The following is a 16,964-nucleotide window of genomic DNA, read 5'->3' as shown; positions in this document are numbered from 1 at the left end:
TATTTTGGACCAAGCAAAGGAGCTTTACTTTGAATCCATTTCCGTATACGTTTGATAACAAACGGTATCATACATTAGCTTATCACAACCGGGTGCAGAATTGCAAGACCCAAAAGGCCGTGATCGATGCCGGGCTGAGCTGCCCGAACATAGACGGCACGTGCGGCGTGGGCGGGTGCATCTTCTGCGACGGCGGCAGCGGCTATTTTACGCAGGATAAGGCATTTTCCGTAACGGAGCAGCTGCAAGCGGAAAAAGTGCGTATTCATAAAAAGTCGCCGGAAAGTAAAATCATCGCGTATTTTCAGACGCACACAAACACCTATGCGCCGGTTGAAAAGCTCAGGACGTTATACGAAGAAGCGCTTGCATTCGGCGTTTACGGTGTGTCGATTGCCACGCGCCCGGACTGCATCGGGAAGGATGTTTTGTCGCTTTTAAAAGAATTGAACGGCAAAACGCACCTCACCGTGGAACTGGGCCTGCAAAGCAGTAATGATGAGACGGCTGCGCGTATTCACAGAGGATATAAATACGAGGTATTTAGAGAGATATTTCTGCGCCTGCGCGAAAACAATATTCGCGTTTGCGTGCATATCATAGACGGCTTACCGGGCGAGACGGAGGCGGAGATGATAAAGACCGCCGAAGACCTTGCACAGCTGCGCCCGGACGGTGTGAAAATTCATCTTTTACACGTCATTCGCGGCACGCAGCTTGCGGGCTTATACGAAAGCGGCGCATACACGCCGATGACGTTTGAGGACTATGTGCGCGTCGTAATCCGTCAACTGGAGGTGCTGCCGCCCGAAACGGTCATCGAACGCATTACGGGCGACGGTGACAAAACAAAGCTGCTTGCACCCCTGTGGAGCCGCGATAAAATCCGCGTACTCGGTACGATAGACCACGAGATGGCAGTGGGAAATACTTGGCAAGGCAGACTTTATTCGCCGAATGGCTTGCAAAAAGGACAGAAAATGCGTATAATAGAATAAATCCGAACACGGTGTGCAGTTTACGCTGTGATTTCGTTTATGAAAGGTAATTTTACTATGAATAATAAAGCTCCAAATAAACATAGCGACGCGCGTTCTTTTGAAATGCGCCGTTTGATTTTCCTTGGCGCGGCCGGCGTGCTCATTCTGGTCGTGGTCATTTTATCGCTCCTATCCGCGTTCGGCGGGAAATCCGACGGGCAGAGCACCGGCAACGGCACATCTTCCGCGGTGACGGAGGACGGCAAGCTTGTCATTCAGGATCTTTACGAGGGTGAGATCACCATTCCGAAGTTTAATGTGCCGCTCAATACATACGACCAGTCGAAGTTTAAAAATGACAACGGCCTTGTGACGTATGACGACGCGAACGCGAGCCTCGGCATCGACGTTTCCGACTATCAGGGCGATATCGACTGGGCAGCCGTCAAAGCGAGCGGCATCGATTTCGCGATGATCCGCGCAGGCTACCGCGGTGCAACGCGCGGCAAGCTGAACGAAGACAGCAAGTTTGCCGATAATTACACCGGTGCGAAGGACGCAGGCGTAAAGGTGGGCATCTACTTCTTCTCGCAGGCAACTTCTGTTACCGAAGCGGAGGAGGAAGCGGGCTATGTGCTCCAGCTTTTGCAGAATAAGTCCGTCGATTACCCCGTCGTCTTTGACTGGGAGCAGACGAGCGTAGACGGCTCTCGCACGGCAGATGCCACGGGCGAGCAGATTACGAGTTATGCTTCGGCGTTCTGCAAAAAAATCGCGAAAGCGGGCTACACCGCAGGTGTGTACTTCAACCGCAGTCTTGGCTATAACTATTATGACTTAGAGCAGCTCAAGGACTTTGAGTTCTGGCTTGCGGAATACCGCAGCGTGCCGGCGTTCTACTATAACTTCGGCCTGTGGCAGTATTCCGACAACGCGCAGGTGCAGGGCATCGACGCGGCAGTCGATATTAACGTCAGCTTTAAGAACTACGGCTGATTTTAAAAGTAAAAACGAAAGGTGCTTGATCATTTTGGTCAGGCACCTTTTTGTTATTCTTCGTTTTCGCCGAACCAGCCGCAGGCTTTCATGTCTACGCGGCCGTCGGGCAGGAACTGCACGCCCTCGGCTTCGAGCTTTTCGCGCTGTACATCGGGGCCGCCGAAAACGTAGCCCTTGCACAGAGAGCCGTCTTTGAACACTACGCGGTGGCATGGCGTATTTACGGGGTCCGTGTTGCGGTGCAGCACAAAGCCCACGCCGCGCGAGGCCCGCGGGTTGCCCGCCGCAAATGCCACGAAGCCGTAATTTGTCACCTTGCCGCGCGGGATCTCGCGCACCACCTGAAACACGCGCTCGGAAAAATCGTTCATCGTATTCAACTTCCTTTGCTTTCAAACCGTTTTGTACAGTATAGCATAAAAGTAGTCTTTACAAAAGGGTTTTTATTGATTATAATGAAATATAACGAAACCAAAATTGAAACGGAGTTGTTGATATGGCTATTATTGAAGTGAATTTTATCTCGAAGTGCCTCATGCGCGTGGTGACGTTCAATGCGATTATCCCGGTGGATAAGTTCGGCCCGCAGGCGGAAAACGCAGAGCAGAAGCCGCTGAAGACGCTTTACCTTTTGCACGGTATTTTCGGCAATTATACGGACTGGGTGAACGGCACGCGCATTCAGGCGTGGGCAGAGGCAAACGACCTTGCGGTCATTATGCCCTCCGGTGAAAACCGCTTCTACCTCGACGACGAAAAGAGCGGCGAGCTGTACGGCGAGTTCATCGGCAAGGAGCTTGTAGAGTTCACAAGAAAGCTGTTTCCGCTTTCCGACAAGCGCGAGGATACGTTCATTGCGGGTCTTTCCATGGGCGGCTACGGTGCAATCCGCAACGGCCTGAAGTATGCGGAAAACTTTGGCTGTGTCATCGGTCTTTCCGCCGCGCTCGTGCACGATACGTGGAAGGACGCGGACAACTCCGCGCCGATCTTCACATTCCGCCGCAACTATTACGAGTCAATTTTCGGTGAATATGACAAGGTGAAGGGCAGCGACAAAGACCCGAAGGCGCTGCTTTTGAAGCTGAAGGAGGAGGGCAGACCCGTACCGAAAATGTACCTGTGCTGCGGCACGGAGGACGGCCTCGTCACCGCAAACCGCGATTTCCGTGATTTCCTCAACGAAAACGGTGTTGACCTCACGTATGTGGAGGGCCCCGGCAAGCACGACTGGGTATTCTGGGATACGTACATCAAAAAGGTGCTCGACTGGCTGCCGCTTAATAGAACAGGCGCGGGCATCAACAGCGGAAACGTGAAATAAAGCAAAACAGAAAACAGGGGAACGGATGATGCAGAAGAGAAATCTGAAAAATTCCGCAAGATCACGATGAATGTGCTAACGATGCAGCTCAATTCCATCACGATCATGGATCTCATCGCCGCCAGCTTGCAAATTCGTAAACATAAAGTAAAAGCCATCGAAACGGTGAAGCGCAAGGCTTGCCGCAAACGGTGGCTTTTACTCTATGAAAATTTAATTCTGCGTTTTATTGCCGGGCAGGATATTGAGGTTTTCCGGGACGTTTGGGTGGGGGATGTTGTGCAACGCAAAGCCCGCAAGCTGACGGATGATCTGCAAAACGAACGACCGCGTTTCGGGGTCGAGGTGCACGGCGGCGTTGTAGATAGCGCCGATGTTCTTTTGAATGTCGCCAGCGTCAAATACGTTTTCAATATTGCCGGCGGTCAAAAGGCCGTAGAGTACATCGACAAGGCGTATGCGCTCGTCGATGCTCATGCCGGTGATCCAGCTGTTGAGTGTTTGGTTCATGTATTTTGCGCCGCTGGAAATTTCCTCCAGCGTATGGAATGCACCGTCCGTCACCTGCCACGAGAACGGGTCGTGCTGCATAATGCCCATTTGGTTGCTTTCCACAACGGAGTATGCACCGTGATTTTCAAGCAGCATGCCGATGAGCGAGCCTTTCGGAATGACTTTATGTACGCGGCTTTGAATGCGCCCATATTCTTCGGATTCGAGCGTGTTGCCGATGAAACCGGGGCTGTCGAGCGGGTAGACGCGCTCAATACGCTTTTGAATTTCCGGGTCGCAGAACATGCCCGCGTAGGCTGCAAGGTTGCCGCCTTTGGAGTGGCCCATCAAAAGCAGTTTGCCGGGAAAACCTTCGCCGAGCTTTGTCACATAGTCTGCCGCATCGGCCTGCGAGGGGATGACGGGCAGAAATGCCATGTTAAAATCCTCTTTCCAGCCGACAAGCGTGGCGTCCGTGCCGCGGAATACGGCGCAGGCGTGGTCGTCATCGAGGTATACAGTGATGGCCGCAAACTGCTCCTCTGACTGGTCACACAGCTTTTCAACGAAGTTGCCGATTTTTATGTTGCGCCAGCGCGGGCTTGACGCCATAGCGTACAAAAGCCTCATGTTGCTTTTGGTATCGCGTACGTGGAACATCAACTTTTCAAAGCGCTCTGCCTTTAAAAGCTCTCGAATTTCTATTTTGTTTTCGCATTTAAGCTCGTCTTCAAACGCGCTCAGATTCATGTAGGAAAACTGTGATAAAAGCAGGCTGTCTACATCCGTAAACGGTTTTTCTGCCAAAGGCGAGAATTCGGTTTCTGCATATTCAAGGATGCTTGGCATAGTACGCCGCCTTTCTGAGAAAGTTAAACGTAATAATAGGGACCGGGCTTACAGAGGATGACGATGAGATCGACGAACGCGCCGATGCCGAACAGGCCGCCGGTGAAGATATACAAAACACCCATGCCAATCTTTCCCTCATAAAATTTATGCGCGCCGATGAGTCCTAAAAACAGGCACAGGAAAAACGCTGCCCATTTGCTTTTTGCCACACCACCGTAAGTGACATTGTTGTTTACATAAACAGGCTGGGGCTGTTGGGCAGACTGCAATGGCTCTACCTGCCTGCCGCATGCGGGGCAAACCACGCAGTCGGCACCGATGACCGCGCCGCAGTATTTACAGAATTTCGCGTTTTCGGTGCACGTGCCGCAGTTTGGGCAAAAAAGCTCACCGTTCGGAATATTTGCACCGCAATTTTTGCAGACCATAAGAAAATCTCCTTTGTATATTTGAATGTTTGTCCACCGAAATCATAACACAGATTTTGACATTCCGCAACGTGTTTCACCGCTTTTTCTGATTGCCGCGCACAAAAGCAGCGCGTCTGTCATAGTATGCCGCGGGACAAAGCGCTGTGCATGTCCCAATATGCAGGGAAGGAGGGTAAAGGTTTGATGAAACAGACGGTTTTAAAGACGACGGTGGCCGTGCTCGGCGCGGGACTTGTGTCGTACCTCGGTACGCTTGCGGTGCCGATGCTCGTGCTGCTCGGCGTGATGTTGCTCGATTATATCACCGGCATGATCAAAGCGTATATCCGCGCCGAGTTAAATTCCAAGTTCGGTATTAAGGGGATACTCAAAAAGCTTTGCTATATGGTCATGGTCGCAGTCGGTGCGGCGGTGGATTATCTTTTGCGCGGTGCAGTCATCGGGGCCGGCATCACGCTCGATGTAAAGCTGTTTTTCGGCATGCTCGTCACCGTGTGGCTTACGATCAACGAGCTCATTTCCGTCATGGAAAATCTTGCGGCCATCGGCGTGCCGGGGTTTCCGCGTTTGCAGCGCATTTTAAGGCGGCTCCGTCGCACCGTGGCGGATGAATCGGGTGCAAGTGATGGGAAGAAGGAGTGATCTTATGGTACCGATCCGCGAAAATCTATTATCTTCTGCAAAATACGATTTGAAAGTGCCGGTGGAGTCCTGCGCTAAGGACATGAAGTACATTGTCGTCCACAACACGGCAAACGATGCTTCCGCCGCAAATGAAGTCGCGTATATGATTCGCAACGACAGCTCTACGTCGTTTAACGCGGCGGTCGATGACAAGGAAATCGTCATTGGTATCCCACTGAACAGAGGTGCGTTTGCGGCAGGGCAGCGCGACGGCAACGCGCACGGCATCCACATTGAAATTTGCTATTCGCTTTCAGGCGGTACGCGTTTCGATAAAGCCGAGAAGAACGCCGCAGAGTATATCGCAAAGCTGCTTACCGAGCGCAAATGGGATATTTCGCACGTGAAGAAGCATCAGGACTTCGACGGCAAATATTGCCCGCACCGCACGCTGGATAAGGGCTGGCAGCGCTTTTTGAACATGGTGAAAAGCTACATGGAGCCGGCAAAAACGCCCGTTGCGAGCAAGTTTACCCCCTATCTCATCCGCAAAAACTGCCGTGACCCGCTGAACATCCGCAAAGGTCCCGGTACGAACTACGGCGTGCAGGGCCAGATCAAGGACACGCTGCGCTATACGATCGTTGAGGAGCGCAGCGGTCCCGGCTCCGCCAAGGGCTGGGGCCGTCTCAAAGCCGGCGGCTGGGTCGCGAAGGACTGGGTGAAGAAGGTCAAAAAGTAAATACATAAAGCAAAAGGCGCAGGGCTGCCGGAATCTCCGAGCAGGCTCTGCGCCTTTTTTGTTATAAAAACCGCGCCCCGGGTCGGAAGAACGATGACCGCGGGGCGCTTGACAGATTTACAAGAGCATTATATAAAACCAACAAAGAAATGTCAAGAAAATCTTGAACAGACCTGCAAAAATCTGCTATGATATGTCAAAAGAGGGGTAGCTATGACAAAAGAGCAGATTAGAACAAAATTTGACCGTTGGACTGAACGTGTAGGGCACACGCCGCTTAAAAATGACCTCGACAATGCGACGCTTTTGCTTTCATACGACGATAAGCAAACGAGCGCAACGCTTTCGACCGTGGCGGTCTATGCCGTCGCCGTACATACCGACCACGTGCATGTGTTCTTGTTTTCTGCGCGTACCGTTTGGCAGCTTGACGCACAGGATGATACCGGCGAAGTGCTTGATGAGAGGTATAGGGTTATTGTGGCGTTTTAGCGTAAAGCCTAAATTGCATATTGACCTATGTATTTGACCTAAGTATAATGACAATATCTTAGCTGATCTGAAACGGAGGTAGAAATATATTATGGGCACGCTAGATGAATTAAAATATTATTGTGATGAAGAAAACACTTTCGGTGCGCTATTATTGACCGGTCAATGGGGATGCGGAAAAACATATTTGATAGAGCATCAGCTCTGCGAAGATTCGGATATGAAAAAGAAATTTGTTTTTCTGCGAATTTCCTTGTTCGGTGAGCCTTCAATCGAAAGCATACAGAAAAAAGTAAAGACACTATATCTTTCTCAAAAATGGGCAGGAGAGAGTACTGCGTTTTCAAAAATTGCTAATCCTATTAAAAAAGCCGTTGACATCGTTAAGGACACCGGTGTATTGGGTGACATAGGAAATGCTGTCCTTTCTATAAATCCAACGGATTTTTTTGAAATTGAAAACCAAATTGGTGATAAAAAGGTCGTTTTAATTTTTGATGATTTTGAAAGATGCACCATAAATACAGTTGATCTATTCGGCTGCATCAATAGTTACTGTGAAAACCAAGGACTTAAGGTTATTGTTATTGCAGACGAAGAGAAAATAGAGCCTTCCGAAAAAGCTGAAGAGCAAACCCTACCATATAAAGATATTAAAGAAAAACTCATCACGCGAACAATTCATTACGAGCCTGAGTACGACCAAATAATTAAAGGAATAGTTGGGGCATATAAGGCGCAGTCAACAGAGTATAAAGAATTTTTAAACAAAAATCGCAACCGGATTTGCAACGTGTTTAATAAAAATGAAATCAAAAATTTACGTAGCCTAAAATGTGCAATTCAAGATTTTGAGAGGGTTTATCAAACCTTCAAAGAGCTTGATTATATGACAAAAATTGATGAAACCTTTATTTCTTTTTTAACGTATGTTTTAGACGTTAAAGCAGGAAAAATAGAAACATCATCACACCTTGGAGAGCTAGCACGCGCTAATCCTAATGAAAGGTTTCTTCTTGATCCCGTGAAAGTCTGGGCTGTGTCTAGTAAGTGGGATCAGGAAGAATTAGAAAAAGCAATTAAGGAAAAAATAGAACGAGAAAAGCCTATGGCGCCCAAGGATGAACTTAAATTCACATTTCTATTGGACTTGGATGATGAGACAATTCATGAAGGCTTTGATTCCTATATCAATGAAGCATACTGTGGGTTATTATCACTTGAAGAATATATTACACTTATAGGAAATATTTCGTTTGCAAAAAAAATCGATTATAAATTCCCGAGTGAAATTGATTATATTAAGCTTGAGAATGGTATAAATAAGTGCTTCAGCCGCCTTAATAAAAGCCAAGATGAAACCATCAGATCAGCGCCAATCATTGCGGACTATGATTTTAAAGAACTACCTGAAGAAGAATTTCACCTATATCACCTATATAAAATTATACGCGACTATTCCGATGGGAACATTCAAAAATATGAATTTAATAAACGAAAATATATTGAAGCACTAAACGCGCATGATTCCAAAAAGTTATTAGGCTGTGAATCAATGAGATTTAATACCTTTAGCAGGGAAATGGCTAATGCAGTGTTTGAATATTATCGTAGCTTACCCTCTAACGAACGTAGATTTTTTGTGTATGGATTTTTTGAAATGTGGAAGGGGATAAAGCTCCACTCAGATTTTCGCACTGAAGAATCGCGTATAGGCTTGAATGCGTTGCTATCAAAAATAGCTTCTATTCGTCCTAAGTCTCGATTAGAGCAATATGTAGACGATATATTCATAAAAAGAATAGAAACTTTAATTTCGCTTTTGCCACAGCAACAAGAAAAATCAAACGATGACGAGACTAAACAAAATTTAAAGTAGTTTCATATTGTATTTTTGCAGCTAAGAAGGGGGTTCAGTTTACTTAAATTGGGTCCTCTTTTTACATATCCTTTAGGAAGCTACCTTATAACTTGTATCTCGCTATTCTGAACAGGAATCGTAAATGCGCATGGCATCTATGCAGACGGCTTCTTTTAACGCTGCGCCGTTTTCGCAATCGGGTGTCCGCTCATTTTCAGCCATATTTGTAAACCTCCTTTGTGGTTTCTCAATGCCATTGTACGAAAAAGGGCGGGTATTGTGCCTGTCCCGCCGCTTTGCTCGGTTTTTTCGCATTGTAAGAAATTTTTCGGTTGTATATTTCGCCGCAGTTTGCTATAATGAATAGGAATGTACCGCGCTGCGGTGCAAAAAGTCGGCAAAGGCCGGCAAATTTACGCAGAAAGCAGTAAATGAAACTTATGGCATTGATTGTAATTGAAGGTCTGGACGGCAGCGGCAAAGGCACGCAGGCAAAGCTTTTGTATGATTACGCCTTATCGCGCGGCCGCGCACGGCAGGTAACGTTCCCGGATTATGACTCTCCGTCTTCGTCGCTTGTAAAAATGTATCTGAAAGGCGATTTCGGAAAAGAGGCGGGAGACGTGAACGCCTACGCCGCAAGCGCATTTTACGCCGTGGATCGCTTTGCAAGCTACCGCATGAAGTGGAAAGACGATTATGCAAGCGGTGTGCCGATCATCTCCGACCGCTACGTGACGTCCAACATTGTATATCAATTAAGTAAGCTGCCGAAAACGGAGTGGAAAGCGTTCGTTTCGTGGCTTGAAGACCTGGAATATGAAAAATTCGGGCTGCCGAGGCCGGATCGTGTGATTTATCTGGATGTGCCGCCGAAAATTTCCCAAAGGCTGCTCACAGAGCGCTACGCAGGCGACACCACCAAAAAAGACATTCACGAAAGCGACATACATTATCTGCTACATTGCAGGGACTGTGCACTGTACGCCGCAGAGCATTTAAACTGGACCGTATTAAACTGCGCCGAGGGCGACACCTTGCGCAGCATTGAAGATATTCATCACGAGATCAAGGAAAAGCTGGAGGATTTATTATGATCTATGTATTTCTTGCAAACGGATTTGAAGAGATTGAAGCGCTCGCGCCCGTGGATATTCTGCGCCGCGCAGAGCTTGAAGTAAAGATCGTCGGCGTCGGCGGCAAAACAATCACCGGCTCCCACGGCATCACCGTAACAGCTGACATCGAAGAAAAAGACGTTACAACGGACGATATGGAGCTGATGATCCTGCCCGGCGGCATGCCCGGCACACTGAACCTCGAAAAATCGCCGATCGTCACAACCTGCGCGGAATACTGCGCAAAGAACGACATTTACCTTGCGGCAATCTGCGCTGCACCGAGCGTTCTCGGCCATCTCGGCCTCCTGAACGGTAAGGAAGCCATCTGCTTCCCGGGCTTTGAAGGCGAATTAAAGGGCGCCACAATCTCCGAAAAGCCGGTCTGCGTAGACGGCAAGATCGTCACGGCAAAAGGCATGGGCGTTGCCGTGCAGTTTGGCTTGACGCTTGCTGGTCTCATGGTCGGCAAGGACGTTGAAAAGAAGATCCACGACGGCATTCAGTGCACGGATTGATGACCGATACAACCGAAAAAAACGCACTGCGCCGAAAAATGTGTGCGGCACGCAAAGCCTGCACGGATCGTGCTACACGGGATAACTGCCTTTTGCAGCGGCTCATGGCACTTTCGGTGTACCAAAAGGCATCGTGCGTTTTGAGCTACGTAAGCTTCGGCACGGAAGCGGATACGCTCAGAATTCTCGATCGTGTACTTGCAGACGGCAAAGCGCTTTACGTACCGAAATGCGTACCAAACACGAACCGCATGGTGTTTTACCGCATCTCGGCTTTACGCGATCTTTCGCCGGGCGCTTACGGCATTTTGGAGCCGAAAGAAGCAGAGGTTTATCAAGATGAAGCAAGTGCGCTGTGCCTTGTGCCGGGACTGGCGTTTTCAGCGAACGGCGCACGGCTCGGGTACGGCAAAGGGTACTACGATACGTTTTTTGCGCAGCACCCGGTTTTAAAGCTCGGTCTATGCTACGATTTTCAGCTCGTGCCGCAAGTGCCGACGCAGCCGCACGATGTGCGCATGGACGGTATTTTGACCGACAAGCGGCTCGTTTTGACGGCAGATGAAGAAAGGATGGAATGAAAATATGAGTGATAACGGCAGGCGCTATGCCCCGAAGGACGCGACACCGCGCAGCCAGAATTCGCGCGAATTCAAGCTGAATCTTTCCGAAGATCAGCTCAATCACACAGACGAACTGGAGGACTTGCAGGGCTATGCTGGCAGCCGCGCACCACAGCGTGTGGAAGAAAGCTCTGCCGGTGCACGCTCCGCCCGCGCGGAACGCAATCAGAAAAAGGAAGCGAAGGAGCACAAGAAAAGAAACCGTGTAAAGGCCAGAAAAAACAAGCGCATTTTCGCGTTCACGTGGCTTGCCATGGTTATTCTGGTCTCTCTGACCCTTGCTTCGTACCTGATTGGCGGCTCCAACGATTTTCTTGGTGTAGACCGCATGGATTCCGAAGTGGAGGTCACGATTCCCGAAAACGTGACGCAGGAGCAGCTGACAGACATTCTTTACAAGAGCCACGCGATCGATAAACCGGAGTTTTTCTCCCTTTTCTGCAAATTCACCACGGAAATGGAGTATTTTGAACCCGGCACGTATACGATCAAAACAAACTACGATTATAAGCAGCTTGTCAATACCTTACAGTCCGGTCCGGATCTCGGCGAAGAGATCACCGTCATGTTCCGTGAGGGCATCACGGTGCAGCAGCTTGCCGCTTTGCTGGAAGAAAACGGCCTGCACACTGCAGACGAGATCCTTGAAGCTTGCAACTCTTCGAATTACGACAGCTACTCGGATGTTGCAGCCATCACGAACACAAGTGACCGCTACTATAAGCTCGAGGGCTATCTGTTCCCGGATACGTACCAGTTCTTTGAAAACGATACGGTAGAATCGATCCTTGACCGCTTCCTCAATAACTTTGAAAATAAGCTCACCGACGAAATGCGCGATGACATTGCGAAATCCGGCTATACCACGGATCAGATCATCACGCTCGCTTCCATCATTCAGGCAGAGGCTGCAGATACAAAAGATATGTATAAAGTTTCCGCTGTTTTGCACAACCGACTGGAAAGCGGCGCAGAGCATGACATCTACACGCTGGACTGCGACTCCACAGTTTATTATCCGTACAAAACGGCAAATGACGCGCCGGAGGGCTTTGTAAGCTCGTACTCCACGTATGACAACAACGGCCTGCCGGCAGGCCCGATCTGCAACCCGGGTCTTGATGCCATTATGGCGGCAATCTATCCATCAACCAGTGATGATTGTCGTAATGCCTATTATTTCTGTCATGACAGCAATGGTAAGGCTTACTACGCTTCCACGATGGATGATCATTTGATGAACATGGCGGAAGCCGGTCTGCTGTAACCGACACAACATTTACGATAACAAAGCTACCTGTGCCTTTCCGGCGAATTTTGTCCGGGAAGGCACAAATGCAGTAAAGGAATGAATTTCATGGAACAAAAACGATATAACGCGCCGGAGCTTCTGGCGCCGGTCGGCGATATGGAGCGCCTTATTTCCGCCGTGCGCTACGGTGCGGACGCGGTGTATCTTGCCGGTAAATCCTTCGGCATGCGCTCTGCGCCTTCCAATTTTACAAACGAGGAGCTTGAAGAAGCTGTAAAATACTGCCACGCGCAGGGCGTGAAGGTCTATGTCACCTGTAATATTCTGCCGCATAACGCAGAACTTGCCGCGCTGCCGGCGTTTCTCGAGTTTTGCCAGACAATCGGTGTAGACGCGTTCATCATGACCGACCTCGGCGTGATGTCCATGGCAAAAAAATACGCGCCGAATGTCGCGATACACATTTCCACGCAGGCCGGCGTTGTGAACTATGAGACCGCAAACGCGTTTTATAACATGGGCGCAGAGCGCGTCGTGCTGGCACGCGAGCTCTCGTTTGAAGAAATCGCGGAGATCCGCGCGAAAACGCCGAAGGCGCTCGAAATCGAAGCATTTGTGCACGGTGCGATGTGCGTTTCGTTCTCAGGCCGCTGCCTACTTTCAAACTACATGACCGGCAGAGACGCAAACCACGGCGATTGCGCGCAGCCGTGCCGCTGGGATTATTACCTCATAGAACGCACGCGTCCGGATCAGGTGTTCACGATCGAACAGGATCAGAAATCGACGTACGTCTTCAATTCCCGCGATATGTGCATGATCGAGCACATTCCGCAGCTCATCGAATGCGGCATTTCGAGCCTCAAAATTGAGGGCCGCGCAAAGTCCGCGTATTACGTTGCCTGCGTGACGAATGCGTACCGCCACGGCATCGATGCCGTTATGAACGGTAAGCCGCTTCCGCAGTGGGTCGTGGACGAAACAGAAAAGATCAGCCATCGCGCGTACAGCACCGGGTTTTACAACGGTCACGAGCCGGGGCAGACCGTAAACAGCGGCGGATACATCCGCGGCTGGGATGTTGCGGCCGTGTGCGCCGGCGAAGAAAACGGCATGGTGCGCCTTTCACAGCGCAACCGCTTCTTCCGCGGCGAGACTGTCAGCGTACTGGAGCCGGGCGAAGTGCCGTATGACCTCACACTTAGTGAAATCTACAACGAGGATATGGAGCCAATCGAATCCGCACCGCACGCGACGATGACGGTCTACCTCAAGACCGACCGAAAAATCAAAGAGAGCGCGTTTCTAAGAGTGAAGCGCGGCTGAATAACACCTCCGTTTAGGACCCATACTCTTCCTATACGGAGGTGTTTTTATGTCTACACGCAGGATCATCGCAACGTATGCGTTTGTGATGTTCTTTCTCGTCATCGCACTGCTCGGCACCGTGACCGCCGCTTTCGGCGGCACAAGCTATACGGAAGCCGCCGGGCGGCAGAGTTTATATACCTTAACGGCCGCCAAGGCGCGCGGCACGATCTACGACCGCAATTTGCAGCCGCTCACAAACGCCGAGCGTGTTTATGTCGCTGCGGTAATCCCCTCACGGGAAACGCTTGCCAAATTAAACCGCGCTGTACCGGAAGAAAAACGCGAAGTCCTGCGCACGGCGCTTGAAAGCGGAAAGCCGTTTCTGATCGAAGTCACAACACCCGTCAGCGATGACGGCATTCAGACATTTTCCGTCACAAAACGGTATGCAAACCCGCAACCGGCGGCAAATCTGCTCGGGTATCTCGACAGCGACTATAACGGCGCGGACGGTGTGGAAAAAAGCTTCGACGCACTGCTTGCGGAAAACCACGGAGAAATCGACGTTACCTTCGCCATTGATGCGCTCGGCAATGCCATCTCCGGCGAAACAATGCACGTGGAAAACACATACCGCTTTGCGGACGGCGGCGTGATGCTGACGCTGGATAAGCGCATACAGCAGTGTGTGGAAAATGCCTGCGCGGAAATTGAAAAAGGTGCCGCCGTCATTTTAGACTGCAAAACCGGCGAAATTCTGGCTTCCGCAAGCTTCCCGGCCGTAGACCCGAACAACCTTGCTGCGTGCATGGAAAATGAAGATGCACCATTTGTAAACCGTGCCCTGTGCGCGTATACGCCCGGTTCGGTCTTTAAGCTCATCTGCGCCGCCTCGGCGCTCGAATACGGCATCGATTACAAGGAGGTGTATACCTGCACCGGAAGCATTGTTGTTGACGGCCTCACGATCACTTGCTACGGCGGCAAAGCACATGGGGAAGTGAATCTCCACACGGCGTTGCGCAGCTCGTGCAACGGGTATTTCATACAGCTCGCGCAGAAGCTCGGCGCGGAAAAGATTTTAAGTATGGCGGAAAAGCTCGGTTTTGGTACATCTGTTTCGCTTGCAGACAATTTAGAAACGGCCGCAGGCTCGCTTTCGAACGCGCAAGCCCTTAAAAACGCCCGTGCGCTGGCGCTGTTTTCGTTCGGCCAGGGTGAAACGACTGTCTCACCGCTGAATTTGGCCGCTGCCGTAAACGCCATCGCCGCTGACGGCATTTATATGACGCCGCGGCTCGTATACGGCACGGTCGATACAAATTTATCCGTACAGGAAACCGAAGAAAACACCGGTGAAAAAGTCATGGAGCCGACGACCGCCGCACGCTTACGTGCCTATATGGAAAGCACAGCACGGTTCGGTACAGCACGGATCGGCGCGCCGCAAAGCTGTGTTTCCGGCATCAAGACCGGCACGGCGCAGACAGGTGTATATGACGAAAACGGGGAAGAAATCGAGAATTATTGGTATGCAGGCTACATCTGCAATGCACAGGAAGAGCCGCTTTATACCCTCGTCGTGTTGGAAGAAACTGCCGGCGAAATGCATGTACCGCAGGCTTTCCGTAAAATCGGCGAAGCACTTGTCGATTTTAATTGACAAGCCGGTAAAAAAGCATTATAATAAGATACGTATGAGGGGTGGAGATATGGCAAGCCTGAATCTTGAAGATATGCAGCAGATTCAAAAAGAACTGCAAGCTAAATATCTCGAAAAGTGGGGAGGCCTTTCTCCAAAAATCGGTCGCGATAAGCTCCTTTGGATGATGATTGAAGCCGGTGAAGTTGCCGACATCATCAAGAAAAAGGGTGACGATGCGATTTTGAACGACCCCGAGACCAGACACCACTTCACGGAAGAAGTGTGTGATGTGCTCATGTATTTAAACGATGTTCTGCTGTGCTACGGCATCACGCCGAATGAAGTCGAGAACGTATATCTCGAAAAGCACAAACGAAACATGAGCCGCTGGTGATTTTAGATTTTAATTTGTTTTATAGCAAAAGGCACGGGCAAATGCACATAGCTGTACCGAACAGAGAGCGGATCCACAGGCTGGAAGATCCTCGGAAAACACCATGTACAGGCCAACCCGTATGACTGCCGCACAGTGATGAGCTGTGCCGTTTTCCGCGTTAAGGAGTTCAAAGTGGTGTATGAAGAAAAGCTTTATGCACAATTTGGGTGGTACCACGGAACTGTCCGTCCCATTGCGGAGGACAGTTCTTATTTTTTTGTAAGGAGTGGCAAAACATGAATATGGACTATTGCCTTTCTGAGCTCAAAGCCCTGCTTTCCATCGATTCTCCGTCCGGCTTTACGGATAAAGCGGCGGACTATCTTATCGGTGAACTGACAGCACTCGGCTACGCTCCGGAAAAAACAAGAAAGGGCGGCGTTTTCTGCTGCCTCGGCGGCGAGGGCAGCCCGCTTGTGCTGATGGCACACGTAGACACGCTCGGCGGCATGATTTCCACAATCAAGCCGAACGGCCGCATCACGATCACGCCGATCGGCGGCCTGCGCGCCGAAAACTGCGAAGCGGAGAACTGCCGCATTTACTCGCGCTTCTCCGGCGTTTACAGCGGCACCTTGCAGCTTTGCAATGCGTCGATCCACGTGAACGGCTCCTACGGTGAAAAGCTGCGCACATTTGAAACGACCGAGGTCGTGCTCGACGAGCCGGTAAAATCCGCCGATGATGTGCGCGCACTTGGCATTGAAGCGGGCGATTTCGTCTGCTTTGACCCGCGCACCGTCATCACGGAAAGCGGCTATATCAAGAGCCGTTTCCTCGATGATAAGCTCAGCGCCGCCATGCTGCTTGCGCTCGCAAAGGAGATCAAAGACAACAACCGCACTTTGAAGCGAAAGGTCTATCTGCACTTTACGGTGTATGAGGAGGTCGGACACGGTGCTTCCGCTTCCGTGCCGAACGATGCCGAAGAGCTCATCAGCGTAGACATGGGCTGCGTGGGCGACGGGCTCACCTGCACGGAGCGCGAAGTTTCCATCTGCGCGAAGGATTCCGGCGGCCCGTACAATTATGCCGTGACAACCGCGCTTGTGGAAGCGGCGAAGTCCGTCGGTGCAAAGTATGCCGTGGACGTTTATCCGCACTACGGCTCCGACGTAGAGGCATCGCTGCGTTCCGGCTGGGACGTGCGTCACGGTCTCATCGGCGCAGGCGTTTACGCTTCACACGGCTACGAGCGCTCCCACATTGAAGGCGTCAAAAATACGTTAAAGCTGCTTGAGGCTTATGTTTTAGACTGAGCTTA

General features: G+C 50.4%; 18 protein-coding genes. 15 read left to right on the top strand and 3 right to left on the bottom strand.

The genetic code is table 11. The annotated features are described in order from the left end of the window. Positions 1–29: 29 nt before the first annotated feature. The gene (locus tag ACLTX1_RS06220; RefSeq protein ID WP_308448269.1) at positions 30–998 is read left to right on the top strand and encodes a TIGR01212 family radical SAM protein; all 969 of its coding nucleotides are present in this window, start codon (positions 30–32) and stop codon (positions 996–998) included. Positions 999–1,055: 57 nt separating this feature from the next. After that, the gene (locus tag ACLTX1_RS06215; RefSeq protein ID WP_176820012.1) at positions 1,056–1,976 is read left to right on the top strand and encodes a glycoside hydrolase family 25 protein; all 921 of its coding nucleotides are present in this window, start codon (positions 1,056–1,058) and stop codon (positions 1,974–1,976) included. Between the two features lie 53 nt (positions 1,977–2,029). On the opposite strand, the gene ACLTX1_RS06210 is transcribed toward ACLTX1_RS06215, so the two are convergent. After that, positions 2,030–2,350 (bottom strand): MGMT family protein, encoded by a 321-nt coding sequence (locus ACLTX1_RS06210; RefSeq protein WP_308448270.1) that lies wholly within the window; start codon positions 2,348–2,350, stop codon positions 2,030–2,032. Between the two features lie 125 nt (positions 2,351–2,475). On the opposite strand from ACLTX1_RS06210, the gene ACLTX1_RS06205 reads away from it, so the two are divergent. Beyond that, positions 2,476–3,303 carry an alpha/beta hydrolase family protein gene (locus ACLTX1_RS06205; protein ID WP_308448271.1) on the top strand — a complete coding sequence of 276 codons (828 nt, stop codon included), beginning with the start codon at positions 2,476–2,478 and terminating at the stop codon, positions 3,301–3,303. 213 nt (positions 3,304–3,516) lie between these two features. Here the strand turns inward: ACLTX1_RS06205 and ACLTX1_RS06200 are convergent, their stop codons facing one another. Beyond that, the gene (locus ACLTX1_RS06200) at positions 3,517–4,644 is read right to left on the bottom strand and encodes a DUF2974 domain-containing protein (protein ID WP_308448272.1); all 1,128 of its coding nucleotides are present in this window, start codon (positions 4,642–4,644) and stop codon (positions 3,517–3,519) included. A 23-nt stretch (positions 4,645–4,667) separates the two neighbouring features. After that, a complete protein-coding gene (locus ACLTX1_RS06195; RefSeq protein WP_308448273.1) occupies positions 4,668–5,075 on the bottom strand; it encodes a TM2 domain-containing protein in 408 nt (135 codons plus the stop codon). Positions 5,076–5,261: 186 nt separating this feature from the next. On the opposite strand from ACLTX1_RS06195, the gene ACLTX1_RS06190 reads away from it, so the two are divergent. The 12 genes from ACLTX1_RS06190 (at position 5,262) to ACLTX1_RS06135 (ending at position 16,959) form a co-directional block, all read left to right on the top strand. Then, entirely contained in the window at positions 5,262–5,720 is a 459-nt protein-coding gene (locus ACLTX1_RS06190) for a phage holin family protein (RefSeq protein ID WP_308448274.1), read from the top strand. 4 nt (positions 5,721–5,724) lie between these two features. Next, entirely contained in the window at positions 5,725–6,444 is a 720-nt protein-coding gene (locus ACLTX1_RS06185) for an N-acetylmuramoyl-L-alanine amidase (RefSeq protein WP_412330638.1), read from the top strand. A gap of 213 nt (positions 6,445–6,657) precedes the next feature. Further along, complete coding sequence (locus ACLTX1_RS06180; RefSeq protein ID WP_412330637.1) at positions 6,658–6,936, top strand: hypothetical protein; 279 nt, start codon at positions 6,658–6,660, stop codon at positions 6,934–6,936. Between the two features lie 91 nt (positions 6,937–7,027). Next, positions 7,028–8,815 (top strand): P-loop NTPase fold protein, encoded by a 1,788-nt coding sequence (locus ACLTX1_RS06175; RefSeq protein WP_412330636.1) that lies wholly within the window; start codon positions 7,028–7,030, stop codon positions 8,813–8,815. A gap of 422 nt (positions 8,816–9,237) precedes the next feature. After that, positions 9,238–9,894, top strand: coding sequence for a thymidylate kinase (locus ACLTX1_RS06170; protein WP_308448318.1), 657 nt, complete (start codon positions 9,238–9,240; stop codon positions 9,892–9,894). Further along, positions 9,891–10,433, top strand: a complete 543-nt coding sequence (locus ACLTX1_RS06165; RefSeq protein ID WP_308448317.1) for a DJ-1 family glyoxalase III — start codon at positions 9,891–9,893, stop codon at positions 10,431–10,433. The genes ACLTX1_RS06170 and ACLTX1_RS06165 overlap by 4 nt, the downstream gene beginning before the upstream one ends. After that, on the top strand, positions 10,433–11,014 hold the full coding sequence (locus tag ACLTX1_RS06160; protein ID WP_308448316.1) for a 5-formyltetrahydrofolate cyclo-ligase: 582 nt from the start codon (positions 10,433–10,435) through the stop codon (positions 11,012–11,014). Before ACLTX1_RS06165 ends, ACLTX1_RS06160 begins: the two co-directional genes overlap by 1 nt. Positions 11,015–11,018: 4 nt before the next feature. Next, positions 11,019–12,323 carry an endolytic transglycosylase MltG gene (gene mltG / locus ACLTX1_RS06155; RefSeq protein WP_308448315.1) on the top strand — a complete coding sequence of 435 codons (1,305 nt, stop codon included), beginning with the start codon at positions 11,019–11,021 and terminating at the stop codon, positions 12,321–12,323. A gap of 90 nt (positions 12,324–12,413) precedes the next feature. Further along, positions 12,414–13,634, top strand: a complete 1,221-nt coding sequence (locus ACLTX1_RS06150) for a U32 family peptidase (protein ID WP_308448314.1) — start codon at positions 12,414–12,416, stop codon at positions 13,632–13,634. 49 nt (positions 13,635–13,683) lie between these two features. Beyond that, positions 13,684–15,282, top strand: a complete 1,599-nt coding sequence (locus ACLTX1_RS06145; protein ID WP_412330635.1) for a peptidoglycan D,D-transpeptidase FtsI family protein — start codon at positions 13,684–13,686, stop codon at positions 15,280–15,282. 49 nt (positions 15,283–15,331) lie between these two features. Next, complete coding sequence (locus ACLTX1_RS06140; RefSeq protein WP_176820083.1) at positions 15,332–15,658, top strand: MazG nucleotide pyrophosphohydrolase domain-containing protein; 327 nt, start codon at positions 15,332–15,334, stop codon at positions 15,656–15,658. Between the two features lie 278 nt (positions 15,659–15,936). Beyond that, positions 15,937–16,959, top strand: coding sequence for a M42 family metallopeptidase (locus ACLTX1_RS06135; protein WP_412330634.1), 1,023 nt, complete (start codon positions 15,937–15,939; stop codon positions 16,957–16,959). Positions 16,960–16,964 lie beyond the last annotated feature (5 nt).

Source organism: Hominenteromicrobium sp. (assembly GCF_046974225.1).
In the GTDB taxonomy this organism is placed as follows: domain Bacteria; phylum Bacillota; class Clostridia; order Oscillospirales; family Acutalibacteraceae; genus Hominenteromicrobium; species Hominenteromicrobium mulieris.
The sequence above is the reverse complement of the archived record's forward strand: the minus strand, read 5'-3'. Positions and strand labels throughout refer to the sequence as shown.

Excerpts from the sequence above, each read along its gene's own strand:
- mltG (WP_308448315.1), top strand. The coding sequence starts at position 11,019 with ATGAGTGATAACGGCAGGCGCTATGCCCCGAAGGACGCGACACCGCGC.
- ACLTX1_RS06140 (WP_176820083.1), top strand. The coding sequence starts at position 15,332 with ATGGCAAGCCTGAATCTTGAAGATATGCAGCAGATTCAAAAAGAACTG.
- ACLTX1_RS06135 (WP_412330634.1), top strand. The coding sequence starts at position 15,937 with ATGAATATGGACTATTGCCTTTCTGAGCTCAAAGCCCTGCTTTCCATC.
- ACLTX1_RS06165 (WP_308448317.1), top strand. The coding sequence starts at position 9,891 with ATGATCTATGTATTTCTTGCAAACGGATTTGAAGAGATTGAAGCGCTC.
- ACLTX1_RS06205 (WP_308448271.1), top strand. The coding sequence starts at position 2,476 with ATGGCTATTATTGAAGTGAATTTTATCTCGAAGTGCCTCATGCGCGTG.
- ACLTX1_RS06185 (WP_412330638.1), top strand. The coding sequence starts at position 5,725 with ATGGTACCGATCCGCGAAAATCTATTATCTTCTGCAAAATACGATTTG.
- ACLTX1_RS06200 (WP_308448272.1), bottom strand. The coding sequence starts at position 4,644 with ATGCCAAGCATCCTTGAATATGCAGAAACCGAATTCTCGCCTTTGGCA.
- ACLTX1_RS06180 (WP_412330637.1), top strand. The coding sequence starts at position 6,658 with ATGACAAAAGAGCAGATTAGAACAAAATTTGACCGTTGGACTGAACGT.
- ACLTX1_RS06145 (WP_412330635.1), top strand. The coding sequence starts at position 13,684 with ATGTCTACACGCAGGATCATCGCAACGTATGCGTTTGTGATGTTCTTT.
- ACLTX1_RS06160 (WP_308448316.1), top strand. The coding sequence starts at position 10,433 with ATGACCGATACAACCGAAAAAAACGCACTGCGCCGAAAAATGTGTGCG.
- ACLTX1_RS06195 (WP_308448273.1), bottom strand. The coding sequence starts at position 5,075 with ATGGTCTGCAAAAATTGCGGTGCAAATATTCCGAACGGTGAGCTTTTT.
- ACLTX1_RS06215 (WP_176820012.1), top strand. The coding sequence starts at position 1,056 with ATGAATAATAAAGCTCCAAATAAACATAGCGACGCGCGTTCTTTTGAA.
- ACLTX1_RS06210 (WP_308448270.1), bottom strand. The coding sequence starts at position 2,350 with ATGAACGATTTTTCCGAGCGCGTGTTTCAGGTGGTGCGCGAGATCCCG.
- ACLTX1_RS06170 (WP_308448318.1), top strand. The coding sequence starts at position 9,238 with ATGGCATTGATTGTAATTGAAGGTCTGGACGGCAGCGGCAAAGGCACG.
- ACLTX1_RS06150 (WP_308448314.1), top strand. The coding sequence starts at position 12,414 with ATGGAACAAAAACGATATAACGCGCCGGAGCTTCTGGCGCCGGTCGGC.
- ACLTX1_RS06175 (WP_412330636.1), top strand. The coding sequence starts at position 7,028 with ATGGGCACGCTAGATGAATTAAAATATTATTGTGATGAAGAAAACACT.
- ACLTX1_RS06190 (WP_308448274.1), top strand. The coding sequence starts at position 5,262 with ATGAAACAGACGGTTTTAAAGACGACGGTGGCCGTGCTCGGCGCGGGA.